The organism is Burkholderia sp. FW306-1C-G01B, assembly GCF_058781685.1.
Map to the genome: position 1 here is coordinate 202127 of NZ_JBYSWZ010000011.1, position 26383 is coordinate 228509.

Below are 26383 nucleotides of genomic sequence, written 5' to 3' on the forward strand. Positions count from 1 at the left end.
ATCGGTCAGAAGCGCAGGTTTGCGGCCATGAAGTCGACGAACGCGCGCAGCTTCGGCGTCGGATGGCGGCCCGACGGCCACAGCACGTAGATCGGCGTGCAACTCGCGACGTGTTCGTCGAGCACCGCGCACAGCGTGCCGTCGTCGAGCGTGGCGCGCACGAAGAACTCGGGCAGGCACGCGATGCCGAGCCCGCGCAGCGCGAAGCACAGGCGCGCTTCCGCGCTGTTGCTGACCATCGAGACGGGCACTTCGGGCGGCGTGCCCGAGCGCGGCACGCGCAGCGGCCAGGTTTCGAGCTTGCCGCTGCTCGGAAAGCGGTAGTGCAGGCAGCGGTGCAGCGCGAGATCGACCGGTGTGCGCGGCGTGCCGTGCCGGGCGAGGTAGTCGGGCGACGCGACGAGGTGCTGGCGGAAATGGCGGAGCAGCCGCGACGACAGCCGTGAATCCGACGGCTGGCCAGTGCGCAGCACCGCGTCGAACCCTTCGTCGACGACGTCGACGAGCCGGTCGCTGAAATCGATATCGAGTTCGATTTCCGGGTACTCGGCCATGAAATCGGCGAGCACCGGCAGCAGCAGCGTGCCGATCGTCGGCAGGCTCACGCGCAGGCGTCCGCGCGGCGCTTCGGCGCTGTGCGTCAGTTCCTGTTCGGCAGCTTCTATCTCGGCGATCACGCGCCGGCACCGTTCGAGAAACCGCGTGCCTTCGGCCGTCAGCGTGATGCTGCGCGTGCTGCGGTGAAACAGCCGCACGTTCAGGCGCGCCTCGAGCCGCGCGATGCGCTTGCCGATCGCCGACGCCGACAGCCCGAGTGCGCGGCCGGCCGCGACGAAACTGCGCGTTTCCGCGACCTGAACGAACACGACGAAACCGCCGAGATTTTCCATGCAAGTTCCCGATTGCGGACGCCAGCGTCCGGATTGTCCGGAACTCTAACCCGGTTTTTCTTCTTGCGTCGGCTCCCTACGATGAACGTTCGTTCACTGTCGAGAGGTCACGCCATGTCATCCCTGCCTGTCACCGTTTCCCGTGCCGAACCGGACGCCGCGCTGCGCCGCCGGCTCGACGACGCGCTCGATCGCGCGCTCGCCGACGAGCGCATCGTCGGCGCGGTCGTGCTGGTCGCGCGCGACGGCGAGCTGCGCCATGCGCGCGCCGTCGGGCTCGCCGATCGCGAAGCCGGTACGCCGATGCGGGAAGACGTGCTGTTCCGGCTCGCGTCGGTCACGAAGCCGGTCGTGACGGCTGCCGCGATGCGGCTGGTCGCGGCGGGGCGCATCGCGCTCGACGAACCCGTCGCGCGCTGGTTGCCCGAATTCCGCCCGGCGCTGCCCGACGGCGCACCCGCCGCGATCACGTTGCGTCATCTGCTGTCGCATACGGCCGGCCTCGGCTACCGCTTCCTCGAAGCCGACGGCGACGGCCCGTATGCACGTGCCGGCGTGTCCGACGGGATGGATCGCGCGGGCATCTCGCTCGCCGAGAACGTGCGGCGCATCGCCGGCGTGCCGCTGCAGTTCGCGCCCGGCACGTCGTGGGGCTATTCGCTGGCGACCGACGTGGTTGGCGCGCTGATCGAGGCGGTCGACGGCCGGCCGCTCGCCGAGGCGGTGGCCGTGCTCGTCACGACGCCGCTCGGGATGACCGACACCGCGTTCGTCGCGTACGACGCCGCGCGCGTCGCGACGCCTTACGTGAGCACGCCGGGCGCGCCGCGGCGGATGGCGGACACCGATCTCGTGCCGGTATTCGACGGCACGATCGGTATCCGCTTCGAGCCGGCGCGCGTGTTCGATCGCGACGCGTGGCCGTCGGGCGGCGCGGGGATGGTCGGCACCGCGCGCGATTGCGTGACGCTGCTCGACGCGCTGCGCACCGGCCGCGACGGCTGGCTCGAACGCGCGTGGATCGACGAGATGGCGCGCATCCAGCCGGGCGCGCACGAGCTGCCGGATGCACCGGGTTTCGGCTTCGGGCTCGGCTTTTCGGTGCTGCACGATCCGGCGGCCGCGCAGTCGCCGGAGTCGGTCGGCACCTGGCGCTGGGGCGGCGCGTACGGGCATGCGTGGTTCGTCGACCGCGCGGCCGGGCTGACGGTCGTCGCGCTGACCAACACGCTGTACGAGGGCATGTACGGGCGCATCGTGACCGACGTGCGCGATGCGGTCTACGGCATCGATACCGGGAGCCGGGCATGAGCGACTGCACGTCGATCGACGACGAGGTTTCCGTCGGGCCGGTGCAGGCGCGCGAGCACCTGCCGATCGCGAACCTGCTGGCACTCGCGACGGCCGCCTTCATCACGATCCTCACCGAGGCATTGCCGGCCGGCCTGTTGCCGCTGATGAGCGCCGACCTGCGCGTGCCCGACGCGCTGATCGGCCAGCTCGTGACCGTGTATGCGCTCGGCTCGATCGTCGCGGCGATTCCGCTCGTCGCCGCGACGCGCGCGATGCGCCGGCGCCGCCTGCTGCTCGCGGCGCTGGCCGGCTTCGTCGTGTCGAATGCGCTGACCGCCGCATCGCCGTACTACGCACTCACGCTCGCCGCGCGCTTCGTCGCGGGCATGTCGGCCGGGCTGCTGTGGGCGCTGCTGGCCGGCTATGCGAGCCGGATGGTCGACGCGTCGCTGCGCGGCCGCGCGATCGCGGTCGCGATGCTCGGCGCGCCGGTCGCGATGTCGATCGGCATTCCGGCCGGCACCGCGCTGGGCGCGGCGCTCGGCTGGCGCGTCGCGTTCGCGTTGATCACGCTCGCGGCGCTCGCGCTGATCGGCTGGATCCGCTGGCGCGTGCCCGATTACCCGGGGCAGCAGGCCGGCGCGCGCGAACCGGTGCTCGGCGTGATGACGCTGCCCGGCGTGCGGCCGGTGCTGACCGTGATGTTCGCGTACGTGCTCGCGCACAACATGCTGTACACGTACGTCGCGCCGTTTCTCGCGGGCGTGCGGATGGGTGCGCAGGTCGATGTGGTGCTGTTGGTGTTCGGCATCGCGTCGCTGGTCGGCATCGCGCTGACGGGCGCGTGGATCGGTGCCGCGCAACGGCGTCTTACGCTTGCCAGTATCGCGCTGTTCGCGCTCGCGGCGGCGATGCTCGGCGCCGGATCGGGGATGGCGATCGTCTATGCCGGCGTGGCGCTGTGGGGGCTCGCGTTCGGCGGCGCGCCGACGCTGTTCCAGACGGCTGCCGCGAACGCGGCGGGGGAGTCGGCCGACGTCGCGCAGTCGATGCTCGTGACGGTGTGGAATCTCGCGATCGCCGGTGGCGGCATCGCGGGCGGGATGCTGCTCGGCGCAACCGGCGCCGGCGCGATTCCGTGGGTGCTCGTGGCGCTGCTGGCGGCCGCGTGGATCGGCGCGTGGCGCGCGCGCCGGCATGCGTTTCCGGCGCCGCGCGCGGCCTGAGCGTCCGGCTGCGGCGTCAGTCCGCCTTTGCGTCGAGCGCGGCGCGCGCGCAGGTTTCGTCGGTGACGAGCCCCGACAGCCAGCCGCCGCGCAGCGCGGCGATCACCGCGTCGCGTTTCTTCGGGCCGCCCGCGAACGCGATCGTCGGGCGCTTCGGCGGCGTGGCGAGCGACACGCTCGTCACGCGCGCGCTGGTCGACACGTCGATCAGCTTACCGTGCGCGTCGATCGGCATGCCGAGCAGTTCGGCCACCGCGCCGAGCGCGGTCATCTCGTCGAGCTCCTGTTCGGTGATGAAGCCGTCGTCGTAGAGCGGGCAGTGCGGGCCGGTGTTGCCGATCCCGATGAACGCGACGTCGGCCTTGCCCGACAGCGCCTCGACGATCCGGTACAGCCGGTGGTTGCACCACTGCGCGCGTTCCGCGGCGCTGTCGGCGAACAGCGGCGCGGGCAGCAGGAAGTGCTTGCTGCCGGTCTTCTCGGAGATGTACTGCGCGACGTCGTAGCGGTTCGACGAACCGTCGGCCGCGATCGCGCCGACCATCGATACGAGCCGGTGCTGCGGGCGGTCGATCTGCGCGATCTGCGCGACCGCGGCCTTCAGCGTCCGGCCGCTGCTGACGGCGATCACCATCGGCCGCGTCTCGCCCAGGTAGCGCTCCATCACCTGCGCGCCGGCGACCGCGAGCTTGCGGTCGATCGCTTCGGGCGCATCGGCATCGACGGGCACGACTTCGCACATCGCGAGGCCGTAGCGTTTCGACAATTGCGCGCCGAGATCGAGGCAGTCGGCGAGCTGGTGGTCGACGCGCACGCGGATCAGGTTCTTCTCGACCGCGAACGCGACGAGGCGCTGCGCGACCGGGCGCGACACCTGCAGCTTTTCGGCGATTTCGTTCTGCGTGTCGCCCGCGACGTAATAGAGCCACGCGGCACGCGTGGCGAGATCGAGTTTTTCTGAGGACTTGGACACGATAGCGATTCGGTTCGGATCTGGGGGCCGCCCCGCGGGCCGGCCGGCGGGCCGCGCGACGGCATCCACTGTACCGCATGTGTTGCGCGCGGCCGACGGCCGGTGCGCGCCGCCGCGACGGGGCTTACGCGAGCCGCGTGCGCGACGGTTCGTACAGCGGGCGCACGTGGCGGTACAGCGCGCGGAACGCGTCGAGGCGTTCGCGCAGCAGCGCATGGCGGGCCGCGTCCGGCGCGTATTCGGCGCGCACCGGCGGCTTGGTCAGTACCGTCTGCGGATCGCCGCCGACGGCCAGCCAGCCGAGCCGCGCCGCGCCGAGCGCGGCGCCCGTTTCGCCGCCGCCGATCTGGCGCGTGCGCACGTTCAGCGCATCGGCGATCAGTTGCGCCCAGAACGCGCTGCGCGCGCCGCCGCCGATCAGCGACAGCTGGTCGGTTTCGACGCCGGCCGCATGCAGCGCGTCGAGGCCGTCGGCGAGGCCGAGCGTCACGCCTTCGAGCACTGCGTAGCCGAGATGCGCGCGTTCGGTCGCGTGCGTCATCCCGAAAAACACGCCCTGCGCATACGGATCGTTGTGCGGCGTGCGTTCGCCGGACAGGTAGGGCAGGAACAGCGGCGCCGTCGCAAGCGCGTCGGCGTCGAGCGCCTCGACTTCGGCGAGCAGCGCGGGCTCGTCGGTGCCCGTCAGCTTGCAGACCCAGCGCAGGCAGCTCGCGGCCGACAGCACGACGCTCATCAATTGCCAGCGATCGGGAATCGCATGGCAGAACGCATGCACGGCCGACGCGGGATTCGGCATGAAGCGGTCGCCGACCACGCTCAGCACGCCCGACGTGCCGAGCGACACGAAGCCGTCGCCCGCATGGATCGCGCCGATGCCGAGTGCGCTCGTCGCATTGTCGCCGCCGCCGCCGGCCACCACGACGGCCTCCGACAGCCCGAGCTCGCGCGCGACATCGGCGCGCAGCGTGCCGGACGGCGCATTGCCTTCGACGATGCGCGGCATCTGGTCGCGCGTCATCCCGCACGCGGCGAGCAGCGCGTCGGACCAGTCGCGGCGCGCGACGTCGAGCCACAGCGTGCCGGCCGCGTCCGACGGGTCGGACACCTTCGCGCCGGTCAGCCGGAATCGCAGGTAGTCCTTCGGCATCAGCACGCATGCGGTTGCCGCGAACACGTCGGGTTCGTGCTTCGCGACCCACAGCAGTTTCGGCGCGGTGAAGCCCGGCATCGCGAGATTGCCGGCGAGGGCGTGGAGATCGGGCGCGCGTTCGGTGAGCAGCGCGCATTCGTCGGCGCTGCGCATGTCGTTCCACAGGATCGCGGGGCGCAGCACGCGGTCGTCGCGGCCAAGCAGCACGGCGCCGTGCATCTGGCCCGACAGGCCGATGCCGCGCACCTGCGCGAACGCGTGCGGATGCCGTTCGCGCAGCGCCGCGAGCGCGGCGAGCGTGCCGTGCCACCAGTCGTCCGGATGCTGTTCGGCCCAGCGCGGATGCGGCCGCGACACGGTGAACGGCGAGCCGGCGGTGCCGACGACCGCACCGTCCGGGGCGAGCAGCAGCACCTTCACTTCCGAGGTGCCGAGGTCGATGCCGAGATACATGAGCGATCCGTTCCGTCAGAGAGGAGCCGCTACTTTAGCCGTGCCGCACGGCATGTGCCAAGCGGGTTTGCCCGGCCGGGCGGCCGGGCGCCGGCTGGCGCGCGTCAGCGCTGCGCGAGCCATGCGTCGACGCGGGCGAGCGCGGCGCGCAGCGCCTCGAGCAGCGCCGCATTGCCGGCGAGCGAGCCCCACAGCGGGCGGCTCGCGCACAGCGCGACGGCCGGGTCGTCGGCGTCGACGATCGCGCGCGCTGCGGCTTCGTCCATCACGCCGTCCTGGTATGCGTACGGCAGCGTGCCGCGCGCCCAGCGTTCGAGAAAGCGCAGGAACAGCGCGAGCAGCACGGCGGTGGCGACCGGCGCCGCGCCGCGCGCGAATGATTCGACGAGCGTCGGCGCGATGAAGCCGGGGATCTTCGAGAAGCCGTCGGCCGCGACGCGCTGGTTCGTGTCGAGCACGTACGGGTTGCCGAAGCGCTCGAGCACGACGTCGCGGTAGCGCGCGAGATCGAGCGGGCTCGGGGTCAGGCAAGGGATCACGTCCTGCGTCACGTAGTCGTGCGCGAAGCGGCGGATCGCCGCGTCGTGCGTGCCTTCGTGGATATACGTGTAGCCCGCGAGCGTGCCGGCCCACGCGATGCAGCTGTGCGTCGCGTTGAGGATGCGGATCTTCGCTTCCTCGTACGGGTGCACGTCGTCGACGAGTTCCGCGCCGGCCAGCTCCCAGCGCGGCCGGCCGGCCGCGAAGCGGTCCTCGATCACCCACTGGATGAACGATTCGCCCATCACCGGGCATGCGTCGTCGAGGCCGGTGGCCGCGCGCACGCGTTCGCGCACGTCGGCGGTCGGGCGCGGCGTGATGCGGTCGACCATCGCGCTCGGCGTCGCGACGTTCGCGTCGAACCACGCGAGCAGGTCGGCTGCCCCGCGCCGTTCGAGGAATTCGCGCATCCCCGCGCGAAAGCGCGCGCCGTTGTTGCGCAGGTTGTCGCAGCTCTGCAGCGTGAGCGGGCCCGCGCCGCGCCGCATGCGTTCGGCGAGCAGCGCCGCGAGCGCGCCGTACAGCGTCGTGCCCGCGCCCTGCAGGTCGGCCGCGAGATCGGCGTTCGCGACGTCGAGCCGGTTGTGTTCGTCGAGGTAGTAGCCGCCTTCGGTGACGGTAAACGACACGATCCGGCAGGCCGGATCGGCGCCGGCGTCGATCAACGCGGCGAGGTCGATCGACCAGGGCAGCACGCGCGTGATCGCGCGGATCGTCTCGTACGCGCGCTCGCCTTGCGGCGTGACGGTTTCGAGCGTGTATTCGCCGTGCTGCGCGGCGAGCGCGTCCATCGTCGCGCGCATGTCGTCGCGGATGTTGCCGACGGTCAGCGACCAGCGTTCGTCGGCCGGCACGGCCGCGTTCACGCGATGCAGATACCACGCCTGGTGCGCGCGGTGAAACGAGCCCGCGCCGATGTGCAGCAGCACGGGCGCGCGGGCGGAGGGCGATTCGCTCATCCGGTGTCTCCTGTTCGTGCCAGTCTTTCCTGTCGATTAGATCATTTGCTCTTCATGTGAGCGAATGATCGTATTCGGGCGAGCGAAAGTCAAGGCGGGGAGACGGCATTTCGATGGTGCGCTGCGGCGGCGCGCGGGTGGCGCGGGAACGGAGGCGAAGGGGCGCGAACAGGCGGCCGGTCGGGAGCGGGTGTCAGCGCCCTTCGCGCGTGAGCGCGACGAGTTCGTCGAGCAGCTTGCCGGCCGGCCCCGGCAGGATCCCGTGGCGACGCCGGAACGCGGTGAGCGTGCGCACTGCGACGACCTCCTGCACCGGCAGCGTGTCGATCGTGCCGGCCGCCTGCTCGGCGCCGTACATCGGCTCGGCCATCCAGCTCAGGAAACCGGCATGCGCGACGAGGCTCTTCAGCGTCGTGACCGAGCGCGTTTCGACCGCGATGTCGGGCAGCGCGAGCCCGTGTGCGTCGAAGGTCGCGCGCATGTGGTCGAACGGTGCGGTGCCGCGCGGCGGAATCGCCCAGCGCGCGTGCAGCGTGTCGACGAGCGTCGGCGCGCGGCCGAGCGCGCGCAGCGGATGGTGCGGCGCCGCAACGATATGGCTGCGATCTTCCCAGCGGCACTCGGGAATCGCGACGATCTCGTCGGTGTCGGGCCCGTGCGCGGACAGCGCGAGATCGATCTCGTGCTTGTTCAATCCCTCGGCGAGGCGGTCCCACACGCCTTCGAGGATCTCGACGCGCAGGTTCGGCCAGCGGTCGAGCACGCGGCCGACCGCGACCGGCAGCACGAGGCTCGCGATGCTGCCCACCGTGCCGACCTTGATCGTGCCCTTCGCGAACCCGCGCATTGCGTCGAGTTCCTCGCGCGCGTGCTCGGCCTCGTGCTGCAGCAGCGTCGCGTGCGGCAGCAGCGCGTCGCCGAACGCGGTGAGCTGCACGCCCTTCGAATGGCGCTCGAACAACGGCGCGCCGACCTGGTCCTCGAGCCGCTTCAGGATCCGGCTCAGCGCCGGCTGCGTCACATGCAGCGCGTCGGCCGCGCGGCCGAGGCTGCCGCACGCGACGATCGTCGTGAAGGCGCGCAATTGTCGGAGATCGAAAGTCATGCCGGAATGTAATGGCTTATCGCAAAAAATACAGTATCCGAGAATGGCTTGCGCTTCGATACTGTGGAAACCGCCAAGCCATCGAGGAGCGCCGAGCATGTCCGGCCATCAGCCCCCATCCGCCGCATCGATCACCGTTCGCGATGCGGTCATCGACCTGCTTCGCCAGTTCGGCATCGACCGCGTGTTCGGCAATCCCGGTTCGACCGAGCTGCCGATGTTCCGCGACTTCCCGGCCGATTTCCGCTATGTGCTCGGCTTGCACGAGGCCGTCGTGGTCGGGATGGCCGACGGCCATGCGCAGGCCACCGGCAATGCGGCGGTCGTCAACCTGCATTCGGCGGCGGGCGTCGGCAACGCGATGGGCAATCTCTTCACCGCGTTCAGGAACCGCACGCCCATGGTCGTTACCGCAGGCCAGCAGGCGCGCGCGATCTTGCCGTTCGATCCGTTCCTCGGCGCGACGCAGGCCGCCGAGCTGCCGAAGCCGTACGTGAAATGGAGCATCGAGCCCGCGCGTGCGCAGGACGTGCCGGCCGCGATCGCGCGTGCTTACCGCATCGCGATGCAGGAGCCGCGCGGCCCCGTGTTCGTGTCGATCCCGGTCGACGACTGGGACCAGCCGGCCGAGCTGCTGCCGCGGCGCGACGTCAGCAGCGTCGTGCGGCCCGATCCCGACGCGCTCGCGCGGCTCGGCGACGCGCTCGACGCCGCGCGGCGCCCCGCGTTCGTGGTCGGCGCGGCCGTCGATCGCGCCGGTGCGTGGGACGACGTCGTGCGGCTCGCGGAGCGGCACCGTGCGCGCGTGTACGTCGCGCCGATGTCGGGGCGCTGCAGCTTCCCCGAGGATCATCCGCTGTTCGCCGGCTTCCTGCCCGCGATCCGCGAGAAGATCGTCGCGCGGCTCGACGGGCACGATCTCGTGTTCGCGTTCGGCGCGCCTGCATTTACCTACCACATCGAAGGCTTCGGCCCGCACGTGCCGCCGGGTGCGGCACTCGTCCAGCTCGTCGACGATCCGGGCGTTGCCGCGTGGACGCCGTCGGGCGACGCGGTCGTCGGCAACCTGCGGCTCGCGGCGCGCGACCTGCTGGCGCGGCCGGCGCCGCCCGAGCGGCCGATGCCCGCGCCGCGCCCGCCGCGCGCACGCGTCGACGCACCGGCAGCCGGCGAGCGCATGTCGGCCGCGTTCGCGCTGCAGACGCTCGCCGACGTGCGCGACGCCCAGGACATCGTCGTAGAGGAAGCGCCGAGCGCGCGGCCCGTGATGCAGGAACACCTGCCGTTCACGCGCAGCGGCACGTTCTACACGATGGACAGCGGCGGGCTCGGCTACGGGATGCCGGCCGCCGTCGGCGTCGCGCTCGCGCAGCCGGGCCGGCGCGTGATCGCGCTGATCGGCGACGGGTCGAGCCTGTATTCGATCCAGGCACTGTGGAGCGCCGCGCAGTTGAAATTGCCGATCACGTTCGTGATCCTGAACAACCGGCGCTACGCGGCGCTGCAGGATTTCGCGCCGGTGTTCGGCTTTGGCCCCGGCGATCCCGTGCAGGGCACCGATCTGCCCGACCTGGATTTCGTCGCGCTCGCGGAAGGGATGGGCTGCCGCGGCGTGCGCGTCGCCGATGCGGCGCGCCTGCGCGGCACGCTGACCGACGCGCTGCATGCCGCGACGCCGGTCGTCGTCGAAGTCGAGATTGCCTGACGCGCGACGCGCGTCTTTCCGGAGACTCCATGCAAACCGTATCGATGCTGATCGGCGGCGAACGCCGCCACTCATCCAGCGGCGCGACCTTCGTGCGCCGCAACCCGCTCGACGGCGAAATCGCGTCCGAGGCGCCCGCGTGCACCGTCGACGATGCGCGTGCGGCGGCCGACGCGGCCGCGCGCGCCTTTCCCGAATGGGCCGCGCTCGGCCCCGGCGCACGCCGCGCGCTGCTGCTGAAGGCGGCCGCCGCGCTCGAAGCGAAGCATGAACAGTTCGTCGCCGCGATGGCGGCCGAGACGGGCGCATCCGCGCTGTGGGCCGGCTTCAACGTGCACCTTGCCGCGAGCGGGCTAGTCGAGGCTGCATCGCTGACCACACAGGTCGGCGGCGAACTGATTCCGTCCGACGTGCCCGGTTCGCTCGCGATGGGCGTGCGGCAGCCGGCCGGCGTGGTGCTCGGCATCGCGCCGTGGAACGCGCCGGTGATCCTCGCGACGCGCGCGCTCGCGCTGCCGCTCGCATGCGGCAACACGGTCGTGCTGAAGGGCTCGGAGCTGTGTCCCGTCACGCACGGGCTGATCGTCGAGGCGCTGCAGGAAGCTGGATTGCCGCCGGGCGTCGTCAACTTCGTGACGAATGCGCCCGACGATGCGGGTGCCGTCGTCGACGCATTGATCGCGCATCCGGCCGTGCGCCGCGTGAATTTCACGGGCTCGACGCGCGTGGGCAGGATCGTCGCCGAAGCATGTGCGCGCCACCTGAAGCCGGCGGTGCTGGAGCTTGGCGGCAAGGCGCCGTTCGTCGTGCTCGACGATGCCGATCTCGACGCAGCGGTCGCGGCGGCCGCGTTCGGCGCGTTCGCGAATTCCGGGCAGATCTGCATGTCGACCGAGCGGATCGTCGTCGACGCGTCGATTGCCGATGCGTTCGTTGCGAAGCTTGCCGACAAGGCCGCGTCGCTGCCGCTCGGCGACCCGCGCAACGGCCCCGTCGTGCTCGGCTCGCTGATCGACATGAAGGCTGTCGAGCGTTGCAACGCGCTGATCGACGATGCGCTCGCGCACGGCGCGACACTGCTGTGCGGCGGCAGGGCCGACAGCACGCTGTTCCCGGCGACGCTGCTCGATCGCGTGACGCCGGCGATGCGCATCTATGCGGAAGAATCGTTCGGCCCCGTGAAGGGCATCGTGCGAGTCGACGGCGAGGCTGCGGCAATCCGCTGCGCGAACGACAACGCGTTCGGGCTGTCGTCGGCCGTGTTCAGCCGCGACGTCGCGCGCGCGATGCGCGTTGCGGCACGCATCGAATCGGGCATCTGCCACGTGAACGGCCCGACCGTGCACGACGAGGCGCAGATGCCGTTCGGCGGCGTGAAGGACAGCGGCTTCGGCCACTTTGGCGGCAAGGCCGGCATCGCGGCGTTCACGGATCTGCGCTGGATCACCGTGCAGACCGCGCCGCGCCACTATCCGTTCTGACGAGGCCACCGACGATGAGAATCGCAATTCTGGGCGCGGGCGCGATGGGCTCGCTGTTCGGCGGGCTGCTGGCCGAAAGCGGCGAGGCCGTCACGCTGATCGACGTGAACGACGCGCATCTCGATGCAATCCGTCGCGACGGGCTGCGCATCGACGACGCTCGCGGCGAACGCCGCATCCGCGTTTTGCGGGCCGTGCGGCCGGAAGCCGCGAATGCGGACGCGGCCGCATCGCCCGATGCATCGTTCGACCTGCTGATCGTTTTCACGAAATCGCTGCATACGCGTGCGGCGCTCGACGGCGTGCGCGCGCTGCTGACGTCGCATACGCACGTGCTGACATTGCAGAACGGGCTCGGCAACGTCGAGACGCTGAATGCGTTCGTGCCGCTCGAACGCATCCTGGTCGGCGTGACGACGTGGCCGGCCGATGCCGCGGGGCCCGCGCACGTTCGCTCGCACGGCGCGGGCACGATCCGCATGATGACGGCCGACGGCCACGCACACCCGTTCGCGACGGCCGTGGCCGATGCGCTGTCGCGCGCGGGGCTCGCATGCACGCTCGACGCCGACGTATGGGCCGCGATCTGGGAGAAGGTCGCGTTCAACGCTGCGCTCAACACGCTGTGCGCGGTGACCGGCTGCACGGTCGACCAGCTCGGCAATCATCACGACGGGCCGCGGCTCGCGCTCGCGATCGCAGCCGAGACGGCCGCCGTCGCCCTCGCGAACGGAATCGCCGTCGACGGTGAACGCATCGCGCGCAACGTCGAACACGCAATCGGCGAGCATCGCGGCCATCGCCCGTCGATGCTGCAGGACGTGCTCGCGGGCCGCCGCACGGAAATCGACGCGATCAACGGCAAGGTCGTCGCAGCCGCGCGCGAAGCGGGCGTCGCGGTGCCGCATACCGAGACGCTGCTCGCGCTCGTCCGGCTGATCGACGCACGGGTGAACTGAGCATCGGGCCGGCGGCGCGGCTTGCGCCGCACGACGATACGAGCCGTCGCGCGCAGGCGATGGCGCCGGATCGAGACGGGTTGAAAAGACACCGGCGCCGACGCATTGACGCCGGCCGACCGCGCAGTACGAGATTCGGGCACGCGTCGACGCGCCAGCCCGGACAACAGGAGACGCCATGAAAGCCATCGAATGCCGTTGTCTTGCCGCGCGCCGTTCGCGCATGTTGCCGCCGACGCGCGGCGCACGGGAGGTCGCATGAGCACGCGCGACGGATTGCCGCCGCCGTCGGTCGACATCGGCACGACGCTCGACGACGGGCCGTTCACGACGATGCAGCGCTGCGTGGTGCTGCTCGCCGCGCTCGCGATCGTGCTCGACGGCTTCGACGGCCAGTTGATCGGCTTCGCGATTCCGGTGCTGATCCGCGAATGGGGCATCACGCGCGGCGCGTTCGCGCCGGCCGTCGCGGCCGGGCTGATCGGAATGGGCATCGGCAGCGCGTGCGCGGGGATCGTCGCGGACCGCTTCGGCCGCCGCCAGGCCGTGAGCGGCAGCGTGTTCCTGTTCGGCATCGCGACCTGCGCGATCGGCTTCGCGCCCGACGTCGCGGCGATCGCGATGCTGCGCTTCTGCGCGGGGCTCGGAATCGGCGGCGCGCTGCCGACGGCCACGACGATGACGGCCGAATACACGCCCGCGCGGCGCCGCACGATGATGGTGACCGCGACGATCGTCTGCGTGCCGCTCGGCGGGATGCTGGCCGGCCTGTTCGCGCACGAGGTGCTGCCGCGCTACGGCTGGCGCGGGCTGTTTTTCGCGGGCGGCGCGCTGCCGCTCGTGCTCGGCTTCGTGCTCGTGCGCGCGCTGCCCGAATCGCCGCGTTATCTCGCGCGACGTCCCGCGCGCTGGCCGGAACTCGGCGCGCTGCTCGCGCGGATGCAGCGGCCGGTCGCGCCGGGCACCGTGTTCACCGATACGAAAGACGCACGCGCACCCGGTGGCCGCGGCGGCTTCGGCGCGCTGTTCGCGAGCGGCCAGGCGCGTGACACGATCGCGCTGTGGTGCGCGTTCTTCATGTGTCTGCTTGCTGTCTACGCGGCGTTCAGCTGGCTGCCGACGATGCTGGCCGCGAGCGGGCTGAGCGTGTCGGTCGCGGGCGCGGGTCTCACCGCGTACAACCTCGGCGGCGTGATCGGCGCGCTGCTGTGCGCATGGGCGATCGCGCATGCCGGGTCGCGCTGGCCGCTCGCGCTGTGCAGCATCGGCGGCGCGGCGAGCGCGGTGTGGCTGATGGGTGTCGATGCGAGCCGCCACACGAACTGGCTGATCGTCGGGCTCGGCCTGCACGGGCTGTTCGTCAACGCGGTGCAGTCGACGATGTATGCGCTTTGTGCGTACATCTACCCGACGGCGGTGCGCGCGACGGGCACCGCGAGCGCGCTCGCGTTCGGCCGGCTCGGCGCGATTCTCAGCGCGTTCGCGGGCGCGATCGTGATCACGGCGGGCGGTGCGGGTGCGTACCTGACGATGCTGGCCGCGGCGATGGGCGTCGTGTGCATCGCGCTGCTCGCGGTGCGGCGGCACATTCCGCGGCTGTCGCGCGCGCAGTCGGTGCCGCGCGAAGGGGAGGAGCTGGCCCGCACGTCGTCGTGACGTGCGGGCGCATCGCGTGCATCGCGTGCATCGTGTGCGTTAGAGCGTGGTGCGCACGTGCCAGAGCTCGGGGAACAGCACGACGTCGAGCATCTTGCGCAGATACGGCGCGCCGCTGGTGCCGCCCGTGCCCTGCTTGAAGCCGATGATGCGCTCGACCGTCGTCACGTGACGGAAGCGCCACTGGCGGAACGCGTCCTCGAGATCGACCAGTTCCTCGGCCATCTCGTACAGCTCCCAGTGCTGCTGCGGGTGTCGGTACACCTCGAGCCACGCGGCTTCGACCGTCTCGTCGTGCCGTGTCGGCTGCGTCCAGTCGCGCTCGAGCCGCTCCGGCGCGATCGGGAACCCGCGCCGCGCGAGCAGGCGCACGACCTCGTCGTAGAACGACGGCGCTTCGAGCGTCGCGCGCACCTGTTCGAGGAGGTCGGGCCGGTGCGCATGCGGCTGCAGCATCTGCACGTTCTTGTTGCCGAGCAGGAATTCGAGCTGGCGATACTGGTAGGACTGGAAGCCCGACGACTGCCCGAGATACGGCCGCATCGCCGAATATTCGGACGGCGTCATCGTCGACAGCACGTTCCACGCCTGCACGAGCTGCTCGAGGATGCGCGACACGCGCGCGAGCATCTTGAATGCGGGCGGCAACGCATCGGAGCGCACCGCGTCGAGCGCGCCGCGCAGCTCGAACAGCGCGAGCTTCATCCACAGCTCGCTCGTCTGATGCTGGATGATGAACAGCATCTCGTTGTGATCGGGCGACAGTGGATGCTGCGCGTCGAGGATCGAATTCAGCGACAGGTAGTCGCCGTAGCTCATCGACTTCGAGAAATCGAGCTGCGCGTTGTGCCAGCCGGCTTGGCCCGAGGCATCGCCCGGCACGTGCGGCGCTTCGTGTGCCGCTTGTGCCGAATGTACCGGTTGCGCGGCGCGTGCGCCCGAGAACGGGCAGCCCGCCGGCGCTTCGTCGCCGGGCGGCTGCATATGACCAGAATTCACGACTTTCTCCAGGATTGAATGACGGGGCGCGGCGCGTTATCCGCACGTCACTGCGGCGCGCGCCGGGCAAAACCGGTCAGGTCACCGCGCCGCGTTCGGCGAACTCGGGCGCCTTCCACGCATCGGTGGCCAGGATGTCGCGCAGCGTCTCGACGGCATCCCACACGTCGACGAAGCGCACATAGAGCGGCGTGAAGCCGAAACGCAGCACGTACGGCTCGCGGTAGTCGCCGATCACGCCGCGCGCGATCAGCGCCTGCATCACTTCGTAGCCGTGCGGATGCTCGAAGCTCGCCTGCGAGCCGCGCTGGTGATGCGAGCGCGGCGTGACGAGCTTCAGCGACAGGCCCGCGCAGCGCGCTTCGACGAGCGCGATGAATGCGTCGGTCAGCGCGAGCGACTTGCGGCGGATCGCCTGCATGTCGGTCTGCAGGAACACGTCGAGCCCGCATTCGACCATCGACATCGACACGATCGGCTGCGTGCCGCACAGGAAGCGCGCGATGCCCGGATCGGGCGCGAAGCCCGGCTGCATCGCGAACGGCGCGCGGTGGCCCCACCAGCCGGACAGCGGCTGCGAGAAGTGCGCGTGATGGCGCTGCGGCACCCACACGAACGCGGGCGAACCGGGGCCGCCGTTCAGGTACTTGTACGTGCAGCCGACCGAGCCGTCCGCGCGCGCGCCGTTCAGGTCGACCGGCACCGCGCCGGCCGAGTGCGCGAGATCCCACAGCATCAGCGCGCCAGCGTCGTGCACGAGCTGCGTGACGGCCGGCATGTCGTGCATGTAGCCGGTGCGGTAGTTCACGTGCGTGATCATCGCGACGGCCGTGTCCGCGCCGAGCGCGTCGGGCAGGTCGGCCGGATCGTCGATCAGGCGCAGCTCGTAGCCGCCGCCGAGCTGCTCGATCAGCCCCTGCGCGATATACAGGTCGGTCGGGAAGTTCGAGCGTTCCGACACGATCACGCGGCGCTCGGGCGCGCGCCCGGCCTGATGACGCAGCATCGCCGACAGCAGCTTGAACAGGTTGATCGAGATGGTGTCGGTCACGACCGTTTCGCCGGGCGCGCCGCCGATCAGCGTCGCGAGCTTGTCGCCGAGACGGCGCGGCAGCGCGAACCAGCCGGCCGTGTTCCAACTGCGGATCAGCCCTTCGCCCCATTCGGCGCCGATCACCTGCTGCGCGCGGACGGCCGACGCGCGCGGCTGCGCGCCGAGCGAGTTGCCGTCGAGGTAGATCACGCCGTCGGGCAGTGCGAACTGGTCGCGCAGTGGGGCGAGCGGGTCGTCGCGGTCGAGGGCGAGCGCGTCTTCACGGGTCTTGATCATGATGTGGGGTCGTAGGTCGGGGTAATCAGGAAGCACGCGCGGGCAGCGCGCGCAGCACCGCGCGCACGGGGCTCGCGTCGAGCGTCGCGAACTTCAGCGGCAGTGCGATCAGCTCGTAGTCGCCGGGCGGCACGTCGTCGAGCACGATGCCTTCGAGGATCGCCATCCGGTGCGCACGCACGCGGTGATGCGCGTCCATCGTCTTCGATTCCTGCGGGTCGAGCGACGGCGTGTCGATGCCGATCAGCTTCACGCTATGCGCGGCGAGCAGGTCGATCGTTTCAGGCGCGACCGCGCAGAAGCCGGGGTCCCATTGCGTGACCGGCGCTTGCGCACAGGTGCGCAGCAGCACGCGCGGCGGCACGCCGTCGAGCGCGGCCGCAACGTCGGCCGGCTGCACGACGGGCGATGCGCCGATGCAATGGATCACGCGGCACGGGCCGAGATAGGTGTCGAGCGGCACGGCGCCGATCGGCGCGCCGTCGGCGTCGTAGTGCAGCGGCGCGTCGCAGTGCGCGCCCGTATGCGGCGACAGCGTCAGACGCGCGACGTTGACCGGCGAGCCGGCCTCCATCCGCCACACGCGTTCGACGGAAACCGGCGTATCGCCCGGCCACACGGGGGTGGCGGGGCTGACAGGCGGCGAGATGTCCCAGAGAGTGTCCATGGCATGACGAATCGGTGAATCGATGCTTCGAATGATAGGTGGACGCTCGCAGAAAGTGCTTGCGAAATAAACATGGACAATCCGCCGGATTGGCAGATAATTCGACTGAGAGGGAAAACGGGGACCAAAAATGCACGCGATCACGCTCGATGCCACCGACTGCCGGATTCTGGCGGTATTGCAGGAGGAGGGCAGAATCAGCAATCTCGATCTGGCGGAACGGATTTCGCTTTCGCCGTCCGCCTGCCTGCGCCGCATGCGTCTGCTCGAGGAGCAGGGCGTGATCGAGCACTATCGCGCGTGCCTGAGCCGCGAGAAGCTCGGCTTCGAGCTCGAGGCGTTCGTGCAGGTATCGATGCGCAACGAAGAGAATCAATGGCACGAGCGCTTCGCGGAAGCGCTGCGCGAATGGCCGGAGGTGGTCGGCGCGTTCGTCGTGACGGGCGAGAGCCACTATCTGCTGCGCGTGCTCGCGCACAACCTCAAGCACTATTCGGATTTCGTGCTGAACCGGCTCTACAAGGCGCCGGGCGTGATGGACATCCGTTCGAACATCGTGCTGCAGACGCTGAAGGACGAAGCCGGCGCGCCGGTCGGGCTGGCGCGCACGGGTGCGATCAAAGCGGTGTAAGGCCGTGGAAGCCGCCGCCGTGGAACACGAGCGGCGGTGTCTCGTCCGACGCGGCGCGCACGCCGCAGCGTTCCACTTCGCCGACGAAGATCACGTGGTCGCCTTCGTCATAGCGGCTGCGGTTGTGGCATTCGAACCACGCGAGCGCGCCGTCGAGCACGGGCATCCCCGAGTTGCCGGCCACATGCGCGATTCCTTCGAAGCGGTCGCCCTTGTAGGTCGAGAAGCGCTTACACAGGTCGAGCTGCGACGCGGCGAGCACGTTCACCACGTAATGGCTGTTGCCGCGGAATACGGGCGTCGATGCCGATTTGTGCGCGAGGCTCCACAGCACGAGCGGCGGATCGAGCGATACCGAGTTGAACGAGCTGGCGGTGATGCCGATCAATTGCCCGGACGGCGCGCGCGTCGTGATCACCGTCACGCCCGTCGCGAACTGGCCGAGCGCCTGGCGGAAGGCGGCCGCGTCGAAATCCGGCGGATTGGCGCGGCTCATCGGGCGGCCATCCGGAACGAAACGGGCGGGCGCGACGCGACGCGGGGGTGACGGGCGCGGCGGACGAAAGGCGACAAGGCGGTCGGTTGGGAAGTGGTGCGCATGGCCCGATTTTAGCGGAATCGGCGCCGCCGGGCCCGGCCGGACGGCGCATTGCGAGGATAGCGTGACGTAACGAACGCTGCGGCGCGATGCCAGGATCACGATGGCGCGCGGTCGGCATGGCCGTTCTGTCGCGTTTTTGTGCGGTGCCGTCGGTCCGTCCACCCGCCGATCCACCGCGCGCGCTATCGATGCCCGTGCTATTGCGTCGCCGCCAGCCCGAGCGACAGCGCGCCCGTCACGATCAGGCTCGACGCCCACACCGCATCGAGATTGAACCAGCTCCGCGACACGAATTTCAGCCCGAGATAGCGGTACACGAGCCACGCGAGCCCGCCGCCGGCGGCGATCATCGCGGCCGCATGCACGGCCGCGACGACGAGCGCCATCCCGAGATGCGCATCGACGAGCGTGGCCGCCGCGCGGTGGCCGGCGTCCATGTCGAGCCCGCAAAGCCCGAGGTAGATCGGCACCAGCATCAGCCCCGCACCGTGCGCGATCGCGACCGCGAACGACCACAGGCCGAGCCGCGCCGGCGGGATCCGCGCAAGCGCGCGCGGATGCCGGCGCCGGATCAGCAGCACGGCGCCGAAGCCGATCACGAGCGCGCTCGCGCCGATCCGGATCGCCGACTGCCACGCGAGCAGCGCGGCGAGCAGCCCGAACGGCAGCATCACCGCGAATACCGCGAGCGCATGGCCGAGCGCGAGATAGCCGAGCGCCGCGACGAGCGCGCCGCCGCGGCGCGTCATCAGCGCGTTCGACACCGCGAGCGGCCAGCCCATCGCGGGATTGAGCCCGTGATACACGCCGCTCGCGAGCACGGCCGCCCACAGCGCGAACTGCGCGTGAAGTCCGGTGTTCAACGCTTGACCGACGGGTAGCAGAACGAGTCGGTCGAGCAGTCGCCGCCTTCGAGCCGGATCTGGTGCGCGCGATAGCCGTCGGGGAACTCGACCCAGTAATCGTCGGCGAGCGTCAGCCCGCCGTCCGGCCCCGCATGCGCGAGCACCTGCGCGGCCGGCACGCCGTCCGGATAGAACTGGTCGTCCCACGTCGAATAGAGCGAGTTGGTCCAGTACACGCGCCGGCCGTCGCGGCTGATCTCGACCATCTGCGGGCCGCCCGCGAACGCGCGGCCGTTCGTGTGCGGCGCGCGGCGCACGATGCCGCCGATCCGCACCGACCCCGCGAGCACCGGGTTGTGCGGATCCGACACGTCGTACTGGCGCATCTCGCCGGTGCCCCAGCACGACACGTAGAGGAAGCGGTCGTCGAGCGACAGGTCGATGTCGGTCACGAGCGGCGGCACCGCGCCGAACGCTTTCAGCAGCGGCGGCAGTTCGTCGGCCGCGGCCGGCTCGGCCGGGATCGTCGCGGTCTTCTTCACATGGAACTTGCCGTCCTCGCGCCACCAGGTCCAGATCGAGCCTTCGAGGTTCGTCGTATCGACCACCACGCCGACGAATCCGTATTCGCGCACCGGGTCGTGCGCGGGCCGCACTTCGAGCGCCATCTGGTGCTGCGCGCCGAGATCGATCGTCTGCACGTTGCGCCGCGCGCGCAGGTCCCAGAAATGCAGCCGGTGCCCGTATTTGTTCGCGAGCAGGTCCTCGGGCACGATGCCGTTCTCGAATTGCGGCGGCAGCGCCCATTCGCTCGACACCATGTAGTCGCGCGGCAGGTTCCACCAGAAATCGTAGTGCTTGTCCTGCGGGCCGCGATCGATCTCCCAGCGGCCGAGCACGTCGAAGGTTTCGCAATCCATGATGAAGATGCCGGGCGCGCCGTCGGTGCCGTCCTTGCCCGCGCCGCCGAGCGTGCTCACGTAGATGCCCTCGGGGCCGCAGTGAACGGTGTGCGGCCGCGAATAACCGGTCTTCGCGAAGATCTCGTCGGGTTCGATGATCTTGTGGATGCGCGCCTGCGTCGGGTGCGGCTTCGTGTCGATCACGTAGATGCGCGACGAGCGCAGGCCGGGGATGATCAGGAAGCGGCGTTCGAGGAACGCATGGCCGGTCAGCGGCGACAGCGCCGACGAGCACGCGTTCCAGCCGAAGTGGTGAAACTCGTCGCCGGTGTTCGGCATCGTCACCGTGTGCACGATCTTTCCGTAGGTCGGCGAGCCGGGCTTCACGTCGATCACGGCGAGCGCGTCGGGTCTGGAAAAATCGGGGCTCAGCAACAACGTATAGGCAAACTCTTCCGCCGGCGCCTGCATCGCAAGCTCGGGAGAAGCGTGAAACGTCGGGTCAGGCCGCATGCTCATGGTGATGCCCTCTCGGTGGTATCGGACTACTGACGCACGGCCGTGCGCTGCGGGCGTGCGGGTCGAGGTGGCCGCGCGGCGCGCATCTCGCCGGCGGGCGTGATCGGCAGGCGGACGCACGCGTCGGCGACACGCGCGGCGCCGTGCATCAGATCGTGAATGCGGGTGAAGACGAGGTGCGGGATCGTCGCGCCCGCGGTGATACGGGCGCACGGCGTCGCGATGGTACGGCTGAAGCGTCGGCTCGCGACGTGGCGGCGACCGGGCCCGCAACGCGGGCGATGTCTGTCAAGACGTGCATATCGATGTTCCGGCAGATGATGGGTGCATCAGGGTCGGGCGTGCATCGGACGCTTTGCGTGGCCGGACGGTTTGCGCCGCGGTCACGCGTGCCTAAGTGTAGTCGAGAAACGTGCGGTCGGTCGCGCGCGGCACCTGTGCGATCTGCCAGGTTCGCGCGCGAGTGAGATACTTGCCGAAGTGCCGCTGCGTCGCGTACCACGGACGCGCGGCGGCGAGAGGCAACGGTGGCGCCGGCACCTGCGTGCCGGCTGCCGTCATCAACGAGGGGCTGATTTCATGGGGAACGCAATGCTTGAAACCGCGACGTTGGGAGGCGGGTGTTTCTGGTGCACGGAGGCCGTGTTTCTCGACGTCGACGGCGTGACGGCCGTCCAGTCGGGCTACGCGGGCGGCCACACGCGCAATCCCGGTTATCGCGACATCTGCGAAGGCGACACGGGCCACGCGGAAGTCGTCAACGTGACGTTCGATCCGGCGCGCATCGGCTATCGCGAGATCCTCGAGATCTTCTTCGCGACGCACGATCCGACCCAGTTGAACCGGCAGGGCAACGACGTCGGCACGCAGTACCGGTCGGTCGTGTTCACGCATTCCGATGCGCAGCGCGATACCGCGCTCGACGTGATCCGCGAGCTGGAGCGCGAGCAGGTGTTCGGGCAGCCGATCGTTACGCAGGTCGTGCCGCTCGACGGCAACTACTGGCCGGCCGAGGACTATCACCAGAACTATTACGCGCGTAACCCGGGGCAGGGCTACTGCTCGGTCGTGATCGGGCCGAAGCTCGCGAAATTCCGGCAGAAGTTCTCGCACCGGCTGAAGTCGCTGCGCGGCGCGTAAGCGTGCGAACGGCGGAAACCGACGAAACCGGCGAAACCGACGTTAAGCCGCCTCGCCGCGCCACTGCGCGCACGCGGCGGCGATCTCGCGCGCGAGCGCGATGCACGACAGCGGCGCGGAGCCTTCCGCCTTGTTGTTGATCGTGATGAGCACCGGCTGACCGGCCAGCGCATAGCGCGCGGCCAGTTCGGCGAGCGCCGAGCGCGTGGCCGGATCCTCGTCGACCAGCTTGTCGAACGGTTCGTACTTCGCTTTCGCCTGTTCGTACTTGAAGCCGCCGTGCAGGCTCCAGCGCACGATCAGCGGGCCCGGCGCGTCGCCGTCGAGCAGCGCGAGCGCGGCGGCCTGGCGCAGCGGGTCGGGCATCCGCGCGTGCAGGCCGACGCAGTAGCGCACACCGAGCGCGGCGAGCGCGCGGATGAAGCGCGGCGTGAGCAGGCTCGCGTCGCGGATCTCGATCGCGTAGCGCGGGCCCTCGGCTTCCGGCGGCAGCGGCGGCAGCGCCGCGAAGAACGCGGCGAGCCGGTCGATCAGCGCGGCCGGTTCGGCGAGCAGATGATCGGGCAACGGCGAGAACTGGAACACGAGTACGCCGGCTTTCCGGCCGAGCCCTTCGACGCACGGCTGCACGAATTCCCGGGTGGCGAGCTGCGCGTCGAGGAAGGTCGGGTTCGGCCCCGACGGCTCGCCGCGCCGGCCGCGCACGACCGCGTCGGTCACGGCGGCCGGCGCCTTCACGACGAAGCGGAAATCGTCGGGCACCTGCTGCGCGTAGCGCAGGTAGTCCGCGACGGACAGCGGGCCGTAGAACGACCGGTCGAGGCTCACGCTCTTCAATAGCGGATGCGCGCCGTATGCTTCGAGCCCTTCGCGCGACAGTTTCGTCTGCGCGAAATCGCCGTCGTAGACGATGCCGTTCCAGCCGGGGAAGTACCACGACGACGTGCCGAGCCGGACGTTGGGCGGCAGGCCGGCCGCTGCCTTGGCGACGTCCGCCGCGATCGGCGCGGGCGGCACGCCGCGCCGGCGCTGGCTTTTCTTCGGCGGCGCGGCCGGCGGCGACGGGTCGTCCCACAGCAGGCCGGAGGCGGGCGGCGGTGCTTCGTCGGAAAGGCGGGAGGCTGCGCGGGCGGGCGGCGCCTGCCGCGCATCGTCATGCGGGTTCGAAGTCACGCGTGCATCGGCGTTTGCAGGGGGCGTGTCGTCCGCGGGCGACGACGCGCGTGCAGCGTCCGCCGGCACGCCGAACAGGTCGAATTGTCCGTCGGCGTGCGACTCGGCCGTGTCGTCGCGCTGCTGTCGTTCCGGCGGCGCCTTGCGCCGCGTCCTGCCGTCACCCATGCATGCCCAGCGTGAAGCGCCGCCTAGCGCGGCAGCGCGTGTTCGTACATATAGCGTCGCGACCACGGCAGCGTTTTCGCGCTGCGTCCGGCCTTGCGGCACACGATCTGGAAGATCGACACGTCGTCGTGTTCGAACGCATACGCGCAGCCGGCGAGATACACGCGCCAGATGCGGAATTTTTCGTCGTCGACGAGTTTTCGCGCCTCCTCGGCCTTCGCCTCGAAGTTTTCCGTCCAGATGTCGAGCGTGCGCGCATAGTGCCGCCGCAGGCTTTCGACGTCAACCGCTTCCAGCCCGCCGCGCTGGGCCGCTTCGAGCGCGAGGCTGATGTGCGGCAGCTCGCCGTCCGGGAATACGTAGCGGTCGATGAACTCGCCGCCGCCGAGCGCCGTTTCGCCGCTTTCCGCGTCGGTCGACGTGATGCCGTGGTTCATCGCGATGCCGTCGTCGGCGAGCAGTTCGCGCACCCGCGAGAAGTACAGCGGCAGGTTCTTGCGGCCGACGTGCTCGAACATCCCGACGCTCGTGATGCGGTCGAACTGGCCGTCGATCTCGCGGTAGTCCTGCAGGCGGATCTCGATCTTGTCTTCCAATCCCGCGGCCTTCACGCGCGCGGTCGCGAGGTCGAACTGGTTCTGCGACAGCGTCACGCCGAGACACGTCGCGCCGAACTTCTGCGCGGCGCGCAGCACGAGCGCGCCCCAGCCGCAGCCGATATCGAGCAGGCGCTGGCCCGGCTGCAACTGGATTTTCGTGAGGATGTGGTCGATCTTCTTGATCTGCGCGGTGGCGAGATCCTCGTCGCCGTTCTCGAAGTACGCGCACGAGTACACCATGTTCTCGTCGAGCCACAGCTTGTAGAACTCGTTCGAGACGTCGTAGTGGTACTGGATCGCCTTCTTGTCGGTGTTCTTCGTGTGGTTGAAGTAGCGCTTCACGCGCGCGAGCTTGCTCGCGCTCGTCACCGTGCTGCGCGCGAGCGAGTAGCCGATGTTGATGATGTCCGACAGCTTGCCCTCGATGTCGATCTTGCCCTTCACGTATGCCTCGCCGAGATTGTCGAGGCTCGGTTCGAGCAAGAGCGGCAACGCCGACGCGCTGTTGACCTTCAGCGTGACCTGCGGCGCGCTGAAGGTGCCGAAATCGAGTTGTTCGCCGTTCCACAGCACGAGGCGCGCCGGTATGTTCGCTTTCGCCCGTACTTCGTCCGCCCACTGTGCCAGCTTCTTTTCCCAGAACATTTGGATTCTCCGTTTGTTCGTTGAATCGAATACAGCCAAGTATCTTGACGGCGCCCGCCGCTTGCGACGCGGGCGCCCGGATGCAACACGAGACACGACCGGCGTGTGCCGGCGCCGCGCTTACGGCGACAGGCGCGAAATCGTCCAACCTTGCGACGTGTCGGCGTCGCGCGTATAGAGCAGACGGTCGTGCAGCCGCGACGGGCGCCCCTGCCAGAACTCGATCGCGTCGGGCACGAGGCGGTAGCCGCCCCAGTGCGGCGGGCGCGGCGGGGTGTCGCCGTAGCGTTCGCTGACGGCCTTTTCGCGCGCTTCGAGCGTCGCGCGGCTGTCGATCACCGCGCTCTGGTCGGACGCCCATGCGCCGATGCGCGAGCCGAGCGGGCGCGACGCGAAATAGCGGTCGCTTTCTTCGGCGCTGGTTTTCTCGATCCGGCCTTCGATGCGCACCTGGCGCTCGAGCTCGATCCAGTAGAACAGCAGCGCCGCTTGCGGATGCGCGGCGAGATCGCGCCCCTTGCGGCTTTCGTAATTGGTAAAGAAGACGAACCCGCGTTCGTCGACGCCCTTGATGAGCACGATCCGGGCAGACGGCCGGCCGTCGGCGCCGACGGTCGCGAGCGTCATCGTGTTCGGCTCGGGCAGTTTGGCGGCGAGCGCCTCCTTGAACCAGCGGTCGAACTGGACGAAGGGGTCGGGGGCGGCATCGGCTTCGTCGAGCGAAGCACGCGAATAGTTGATGCGGAGATCGGCGAGAGTCGTCATGTTATGCAAACGCTTCAATCTGGGGCCAGTATAGCGAACGCGCAAGAATCGTGCGTGCACAGTGGCGCGTGGGAGCGGGGAGTTCAGGCAAAATAGAGGGCTGCTCGACTTACGTTTTCCTTGCTGCCATGTCCGCTGCCGACACTGCCCCGCCCAGTTCTTCTGATCTTACCCCGACCCCGACAATCCAGCTTGACGTGGATCGCGAACGGCGTTTCGGCGGCGTCGCGCGGCTGTATGGCGCGCCGGCGGCCGCCGCTTTCGAGCGTGCGCATGTCGCGGTGATCGGGATCGGCGGCGTCGGGTCGTGGACGGCCGAGGCGCTCGCGCGCAGCGCGATCGGTACATTGACGCTGATCGATCTCGACAACGTCGCGGAAAGCAATACGAACCGGCAGATCCATGCGCTCGACGGCAATTACGGCAAGCCGAAGGTCGACGCGATGGCCGAGCGGATCGCGCTGATCGATCCCGCGTGCCGCGTGAACCGGATCGAGGATTTCGCGGAACCCGACAACTTCGACGCGCTGCTCGGCGGCGGCTTCGACTATGTGATCGACGCGATCGACAGCGTGCGCACGAAGGTCGCGCTGATCGCATGGTGCGTCGCGAAGCGGCAGCCGCTCGTCACGGTCGGCGGCGCGGGCGGGCAGCTCGACCCGACGCGCATCCGGATCGACGATCTCGCGCTGACGATCCAGGATCCATTGCTGTCGAAGGTGCGTGCGCAGTTGCGCAAGCAGCACGGCTTTCCGCGCGGGCCGAAGGCGCGTTTCAAGATCAGCGCCGTGTATTCGGACGAGCCGCTGATCTACCCGGAAGCGGCCGCATGCGACATCGAGGACGGCGCCGAGCCGTCCACGGCCGCGCACGTCGCAGGGCTCAACTGTGCGGGATTCGGTTCGAGCGTATGCGTGACCGCGAGCTTCGGCTTCGCGGCCGCCGCGCATGCGCTGCGCGCGATCGCGGCGCAGGCCGCGGGCTGATCGGCGACGCGCGGGCGTTG

Annotated in this window: 24 protein-coding genes; 9 read left to right on the forward strand and 15 right to left on the reverse strand. The window is 69.8% G+C overall.

Annotation, left to right across the window (positions count from 1 at the left end):
* Positions 1–5: 5 nt before the first annotated feature.
* Entirely contained in the window at positions 6–890 is an 885-nt protein-coding gene (locus AC3WLY_RS22695) for a LysR substrate-binding domain-containing protein (RefSeq protein ID WP_310142277.1), read from the reverse strand.
* Between the two features lie 114 nt (positions 891–1004).
* Between AC3WLY_RS22695 and AC3WLY_RS22700 the strand changes: the two genes are divergently transcribed.
* Together AC3WLY_RS22700 and AC3WLY_RS22705 are read left to right on the forward strand one after the other, a co-directional pair.
* Positions 1005–2201 (forward strand): serine hydrolase domain-containing protein, encoded by a 1197-nt coding sequence (locus AC3WLY_RS22700; protein ID WP_492308934.1) that lies wholly within the window; start codon positions 1005–1007, stop codon positions 2199–2201.
* Positions 2198–3409 (forward strand): MFS transporter, encoded by a 1212-nt coding sequence (locus tag AC3WLY_RS22705; protein ID WP_492308933.1) that lies wholly within the window; start codon positions 2198–2200, stop codon positions 3407–3409. The genes AC3WLY_RS22700 and AC3WLY_RS22705 overlap by 4 nt, the downstream gene beginning before the upstream one ends.
* Before the next feature lie 16 nt (positions 3410–3425).
* Here the strand turns inward: AC3WLY_RS22705 and AC3WLY_RS22710 are convergent, their stop codons facing one another.
* The 4 genes from AC3WLY_RS22710 to AC3WLY_RS22725 all read right to left on the reverse strand — a co-directional run bounded on the left by AC3WLY_RS22710 (position 3426) and on the right by AC3WLY_RS22725 (position 8592).
* Entirely contained in the window at positions 3426–4382 is a 957-nt protein-coding gene (locus tag AC3WLY_RS22710) for a sugar-binding transcriptional regulator (protein ID WP_425133094.1), read from the reverse strand.
* 124 nt (positions 4383–4506) lie between these two features.
* The gene (gene xylB / locus AC3WLY_RS22715) at positions 4507–5988 is read right to left on the reverse strand and encodes a xylulokinase (protein WP_492308932.1); all 1482 of its coding nucleotides are present in this window, start codon (positions 5986–5988) and stop codon (positions 4507–4509) included.
* Between the two features lie 104 nt (positions 5989–6092).
* Positions 6093–7487, reverse strand: a complete 1395-nt coding sequence (gene dalD / locus AC3WLY_RS22720; protein ID WP_492308931.1) for a D-arabinitol 4-dehydrogenase — start codon at positions 7485–7487, stop codon at positions 6093–6095.
* Between the two features lie 193 nt (positions 7488–7680).
* The gene (locus AC3WLY_RS22725) at positions 7681–8592 is read right to left on the reverse strand and encodes a LysR family transcriptional regulator (RefSeq protein WP_310142267.1); all 912 of its coding nucleotides are present in this window, start codon (positions 8590–8592) and stop codon (positions 7681–7683) included.
* A gap of 97 nt (positions 8593–8689) precedes the next feature.
* Here AC3WLY_RS22725 and mdlC point away from each other — a divergent pair, with 97 nt between their 5' ends.
* From mdlC to AC3WLY_RS22745, 4 genes are all read left to right on the forward strand, one after another.
* Complete coding sequence (gene mdlC, locus AC3WLY_RS22730) at positions 8690–10297, forward strand: benzoylformate decarboxylase (protein ID WP_492308930.1); 1608 nt, start codon at positions 8690–8692, stop codon at positions 10295–10297.
* A gap of 29 nt (positions 10298–10326) precedes the next feature.
* Positions 10327–11778, forward strand: coding sequence for an aldehyde dehydrogenase (locus tag AC3WLY_RS22735; RefSeq protein ID WP_492308929.1), 1452 nt, complete (start codon positions 10327–10329; stop codon positions 11776–11778).
* A gap of 14 nt (positions 11779–11792) precedes the next feature.
* Positions 11793–12737, forward strand: coding sequence for a ketopantoate reductase family protein (locus AC3WLY_RS22740; RefSeq protein ID WP_492308928.1), 945 nt, complete (start codon positions 11793–11795; stop codon positions 12735–12737).
* Positions 12738–12995: 258 nt separating this feature from the next.
* On the forward strand, positions 12996–14393 hold the full coding sequence (locus AC3WLY_RS22745; protein ID WP_492308927.1) for an MFS transporter: 1398 nt from the start codon (positions 12996–12998) through the stop codon (positions 14391–14393).
* Between the two features lie 39 nt (positions 14394–14432).
* On the opposite strand, the gene kynA is transcribed toward AC3WLY_RS22745, so the two are convergent.
* The 3 genes from kynA to kynB all read right to left on the reverse strand — a co-directional run bounded on the left by kynA (position 14433) and on the right by kynB (position 17389).
* Positions 14433–15377 (reverse strand): tryptophan 2,3-dioxygenase, encoded by a 945-nt coding sequence (gene kynA, locus AC3WLY_RS22750; protein ID WP_175962076.1) that lies wholly within the window; start codon positions 15375–15377, stop codon positions 14433–14435.
* A 91-nt stretch (positions 15378–15468) separates the two neighbouring features.
* Complete coding sequence (kynU, locus tag AC3WLY_RS22755) at positions 15469–16722, reverse strand: kynureninase (protein ID WP_492308926.1); 1254 nt, start codon at positions 16720–16722, stop codon at positions 15469–15471.
* Positions 16723–16747: 25 nt separating this feature from the next.
* Positions 16748–17389, reverse strand: coding sequence for an arylformamidase (gene kynB, locus AC3WLY_RS22760; protein ID WP_492308925.1), 642 nt, complete (start codon positions 17387–17389; stop codon positions 16748–16750).
* Positions 17390–17519: 130 nt separating this feature from the next.
* Here kynB and AC3WLY_RS22765 point away from each other — a divergent pair, with 130 nt between their 5' ends.
* Complete coding sequence (locus tag AC3WLY_RS22765; RefSeq protein WP_006477992.1) at positions 17520–18020, forward strand: Lrp/AsnC family transcriptional regulator; 501 nt, start codon at positions 17520–17522, stop codon at positions 18018–18020.
* On the opposite strand, the gene AC3WLY_RS22770 is transcribed toward AC3WLY_RS22765, so the two are convergent.
* The 4 genes from AC3WLY_RS22770 to AC3WLY_RS22785 all read right to left on the reverse strand — a co-directional run bounded on the left by AC3WLY_RS22770 (position 18007) and on the right by AC3WLY_RS22785 (position 21412).
* Complete coding sequence (locus tag AC3WLY_RS22770; protein WP_034178871.1) at positions 18007–18516, reverse strand: flavin reductase family protein; 510 nt, start codon at positions 18514–18516, stop codon at positions 18007–18009. The two genes, AC3WLY_RS22765 and AC3WLY_RS22770, sit on opposite strands and share 14 nt — an antisense overlap.
* Before the next feature lie 302 nt (positions 18517–18818).
* Positions 18819–19484 carry a hypothetical protein gene (locus tag AC3WLY_RS22775; protein ID WP_175961924.1) on the reverse strand — a complete coding sequence of 222 codons (666 nt, stop codon included), beginning with the start codon at positions 19482–19484 and terminating at the stop codon, positions 18819–18821.
* Positions 19481–20887, reverse strand: coding sequence for a selenium-binding protein SBP56-related protein (locus AC3WLY_RS22780; protein ID WP_131947550.1), 1407 nt, complete (start codon positions 20885–20887; stop codon positions 19481–19483). Before AC3WLY_RS22780 ends, AC3WLY_RS22775 begins: the two co-directional genes overlap by 4 nt.
* 393 nt (positions 20888–21280) lie before the next feature.
* The gene (locus AC3WLY_RS22785; protein WP_492308924.1) at positions 21281–21412 is read right to left on the reverse strand and encodes a hypothetical protein; all 132 of its coding nucleotides are present in this window, start codon (positions 21410–21412) and stop codon (positions 21281–21283) included.
* A 54-nt stretch (positions 21413–21466) separates the two neighbouring features.
* On the opposite strand from AC3WLY_RS22785, the gene msrA reads away from it, so the two are divergent.
* Positions 21467–22027, forward strand: a complete 561-nt coding sequence (gene msrA, locus AC3WLY_RS22790) for a peptide-methionine (S)-S-oxide reductase MsrA (protein ID WP_310142253.1) — start codon at positions 21467–21469, stop codon at positions 22025–22027.
* A 42-nt stretch (positions 22028–22069) separates the two neighbouring features.
* Here the strand turns inward: msrA and AC3WLY_RS22795 are convergent, their stop codons facing one another.
* From AC3WLY_RS22795 to pdxH, 3 genes are all read right to left on the reverse strand, one after another.
* Complete coding sequence (locus AC3WLY_RS22795) at positions 22070–23368, reverse strand: DUF72 domain-containing protein (protein ID WP_492308923.1); 1299 nt, start codon at positions 23366–23368, stop codon at positions 22070–22072.
* A gap of 23 nt (positions 23369–23391) precedes the next feature.
* The gene (locus AC3WLY_RS22800) at positions 23392–24612 is read right to left on the reverse strand and encodes an SAM-dependent methyltransferase (RefSeq protein ID WP_111016239.1); all 1221 of its coding nucleotides are present in this window, start codon (positions 24610–24612) and stop codon (positions 23392–23394) included.
* Between the two features lie 120 nt (positions 24613–24732).
* Positions 24733–25377, reverse strand: coding sequence for a pyridoxamine 5'-phosphate oxidase (gene pdxH, locus AC3WLY_RS22805; protein WP_175961920.1), 645 nt, complete (start codon positions 25375–25377; stop codon positions 24733–24735).
* Between the two features lie 128 nt (positions 25378–25505).
* On the opposite strand from pdxH, the gene tcdA reads away from it, so the two are divergent.
* Positions 25506–26363 (forward strand): tRNA cyclic N6-threonylcarbamoyladenosine(37) synthase TcdA, encoded by an 858-nt coding sequence (gene tcdA, locus AC3WLY_RS22810; RefSeq protein WP_310142246.1) that lies wholly within the window; start codon positions 25506–25508, stop codon positions 26361–26363.
* Positions 26364–26383: the final 20 nt, after the last annotated feature.

Bases quoted from the DNA above. Each gene is read 5' to 3' on its own strand.
- AC3WLY_RS22800 (WP_111016239.1), bottom strand. From the start codon at position 24,612: ATGTTCTGGGAAAAGAAGCTGGCACAGTGGGCGGACGAAGTACGGGCG.
- AC3WLY_RS22745 (WP_492308927.1), top strand. From the start codon at position 12,996: ATGAGCACGCGCGACGGATTGCCGCCGCCGTCGGTCGACATCGGCACG.
- kynA (WP_175962076.1), bottom strand. From the start codon at position 15,377: ATGCAGCCGCCCGGCGACGAAGCGCCGGCGGGCTGCCCGTTCTCGGGC.
- kynB (WP_492308925.1), bottom strand. From the start codon at position 17,389: ATGGACACTCTCTGGGACATCTCGCCGCCTGTCAGCCCCGCCACCCCC.
- AC3WLY_RS22700 (WP_492308934.1), top strand. From the start codon at position 1,005: ATGTCATCCCTGCCTGTCACCGTTTCCCGTGCCGAACCGGACGCCGCG.
- AC3WLY_RS22735 (WP_492308929.1), top strand. From the start codon at position 10,327: ATGCAAACCGTATCGATGCTGATCGGCGGCGAACGCCGCCACTCATCC.
- AC3WLY_RS22765 (WP_006477992.1), top strand. From the start codon at position 17,520: ATGCACGCGATCACGCTCGATGCCACCGACTGCCGGATTCTGGCGGTA.
- kynU (WP_492308926.1), bottom strand. From the start codon at position 16,722: ATGATCAAGACCCGTGAAGACGCGCTCGCCCTCGACCGCGACGACCCG.
- pdxH (WP_175961920.1), bottom strand. From the start codon at position 25,377: ATGACGACTCTCGCCGATCTCCGCATCAACTATTCGCGTGCTTCGCTC.
- AC3WLY_RS22770 (WP_034178871.1), bottom strand. From the start codon at position 18,516: ATGAGCCGCGCCAATCCGCCGGATTTCGACGCGGCCGCCTTCCGCCAG.
- AC3WLY_RS22740 (WP_492308928.1), top strand. From the start codon at position 11,793: ATGAGAATCGCAATTCTGGGCGCGGGCGCGATGGGCTCGCTGTTCGGC.
- AC3WLY_RS22705 (WP_492308933.1), top strand. From the start codon at position 2,198: ATGAGCGACTGCACGTCGATCGACGACGAGGTTTCCGTCGGGCCGGTG.
- tcdA (WP_310142246.1), top strand. From the start codon at position 25,506: ATGTCCGCTGCCGACACTGCCCCGCCCAGTTCTTCTGATCTTACCCCG.
- AC3WLY_RS22695 (WP_310142277.1), bottom strand. From the start codon at position 890: ATGGAAAATCTCGGCGGTTTCGTCGTGTTCGTTCAGGTCGCGGAAACG.
- xylB (WP_492308932.1), bottom strand. From the start codon at position 5,988: ATGTATCTCGGCATCGACCTCGGCACCTCGGAAGTGAAGGTGCTGCTG.
- dalD (WP_492308931.1), bottom strand. From the start codon at position 7,487: ATGAGCGAATCGCCCTCCGCCCGCGCGCCCGTGCTGCTGCACATCGGC.
- msrA (WP_310142253.1), top strand. From the start codon at position 21,467: ATGGGGAACGCAATGCTTGAAACCGCGACGTTGGGAGGCGGGTGTTTC.
- AC3WLY_RS22795 (WP_492308923.1), bottom strand. From the start codon at position 23,368: ATGGGTGACGGCAGGACGCGGCGCAAGGCGCCGCCGGAACGACAGCAG.
- AC3WLY_RS22780 (WP_131947550.1), bottom strand. From the start codon at position 20,887: ATGAGCATGCGGCCTGACCCGACGTTTCACGCTTCTCCCGAGCTTGCG.
- AC3WLY_RS22725 (WP_310142267.1), bottom strand. From the start codon at position 8,592: ATGACTTTCGATCTCCGACAATTGCGCGCCTTCACGACGATCGTCGCG.
- mdlC (WP_492308930.1), top strand. From the start codon at position 8,690: ATGTCCGGCCATCAGCCCCCATCCGCCGCATCGATCACCGTTCGCGAT.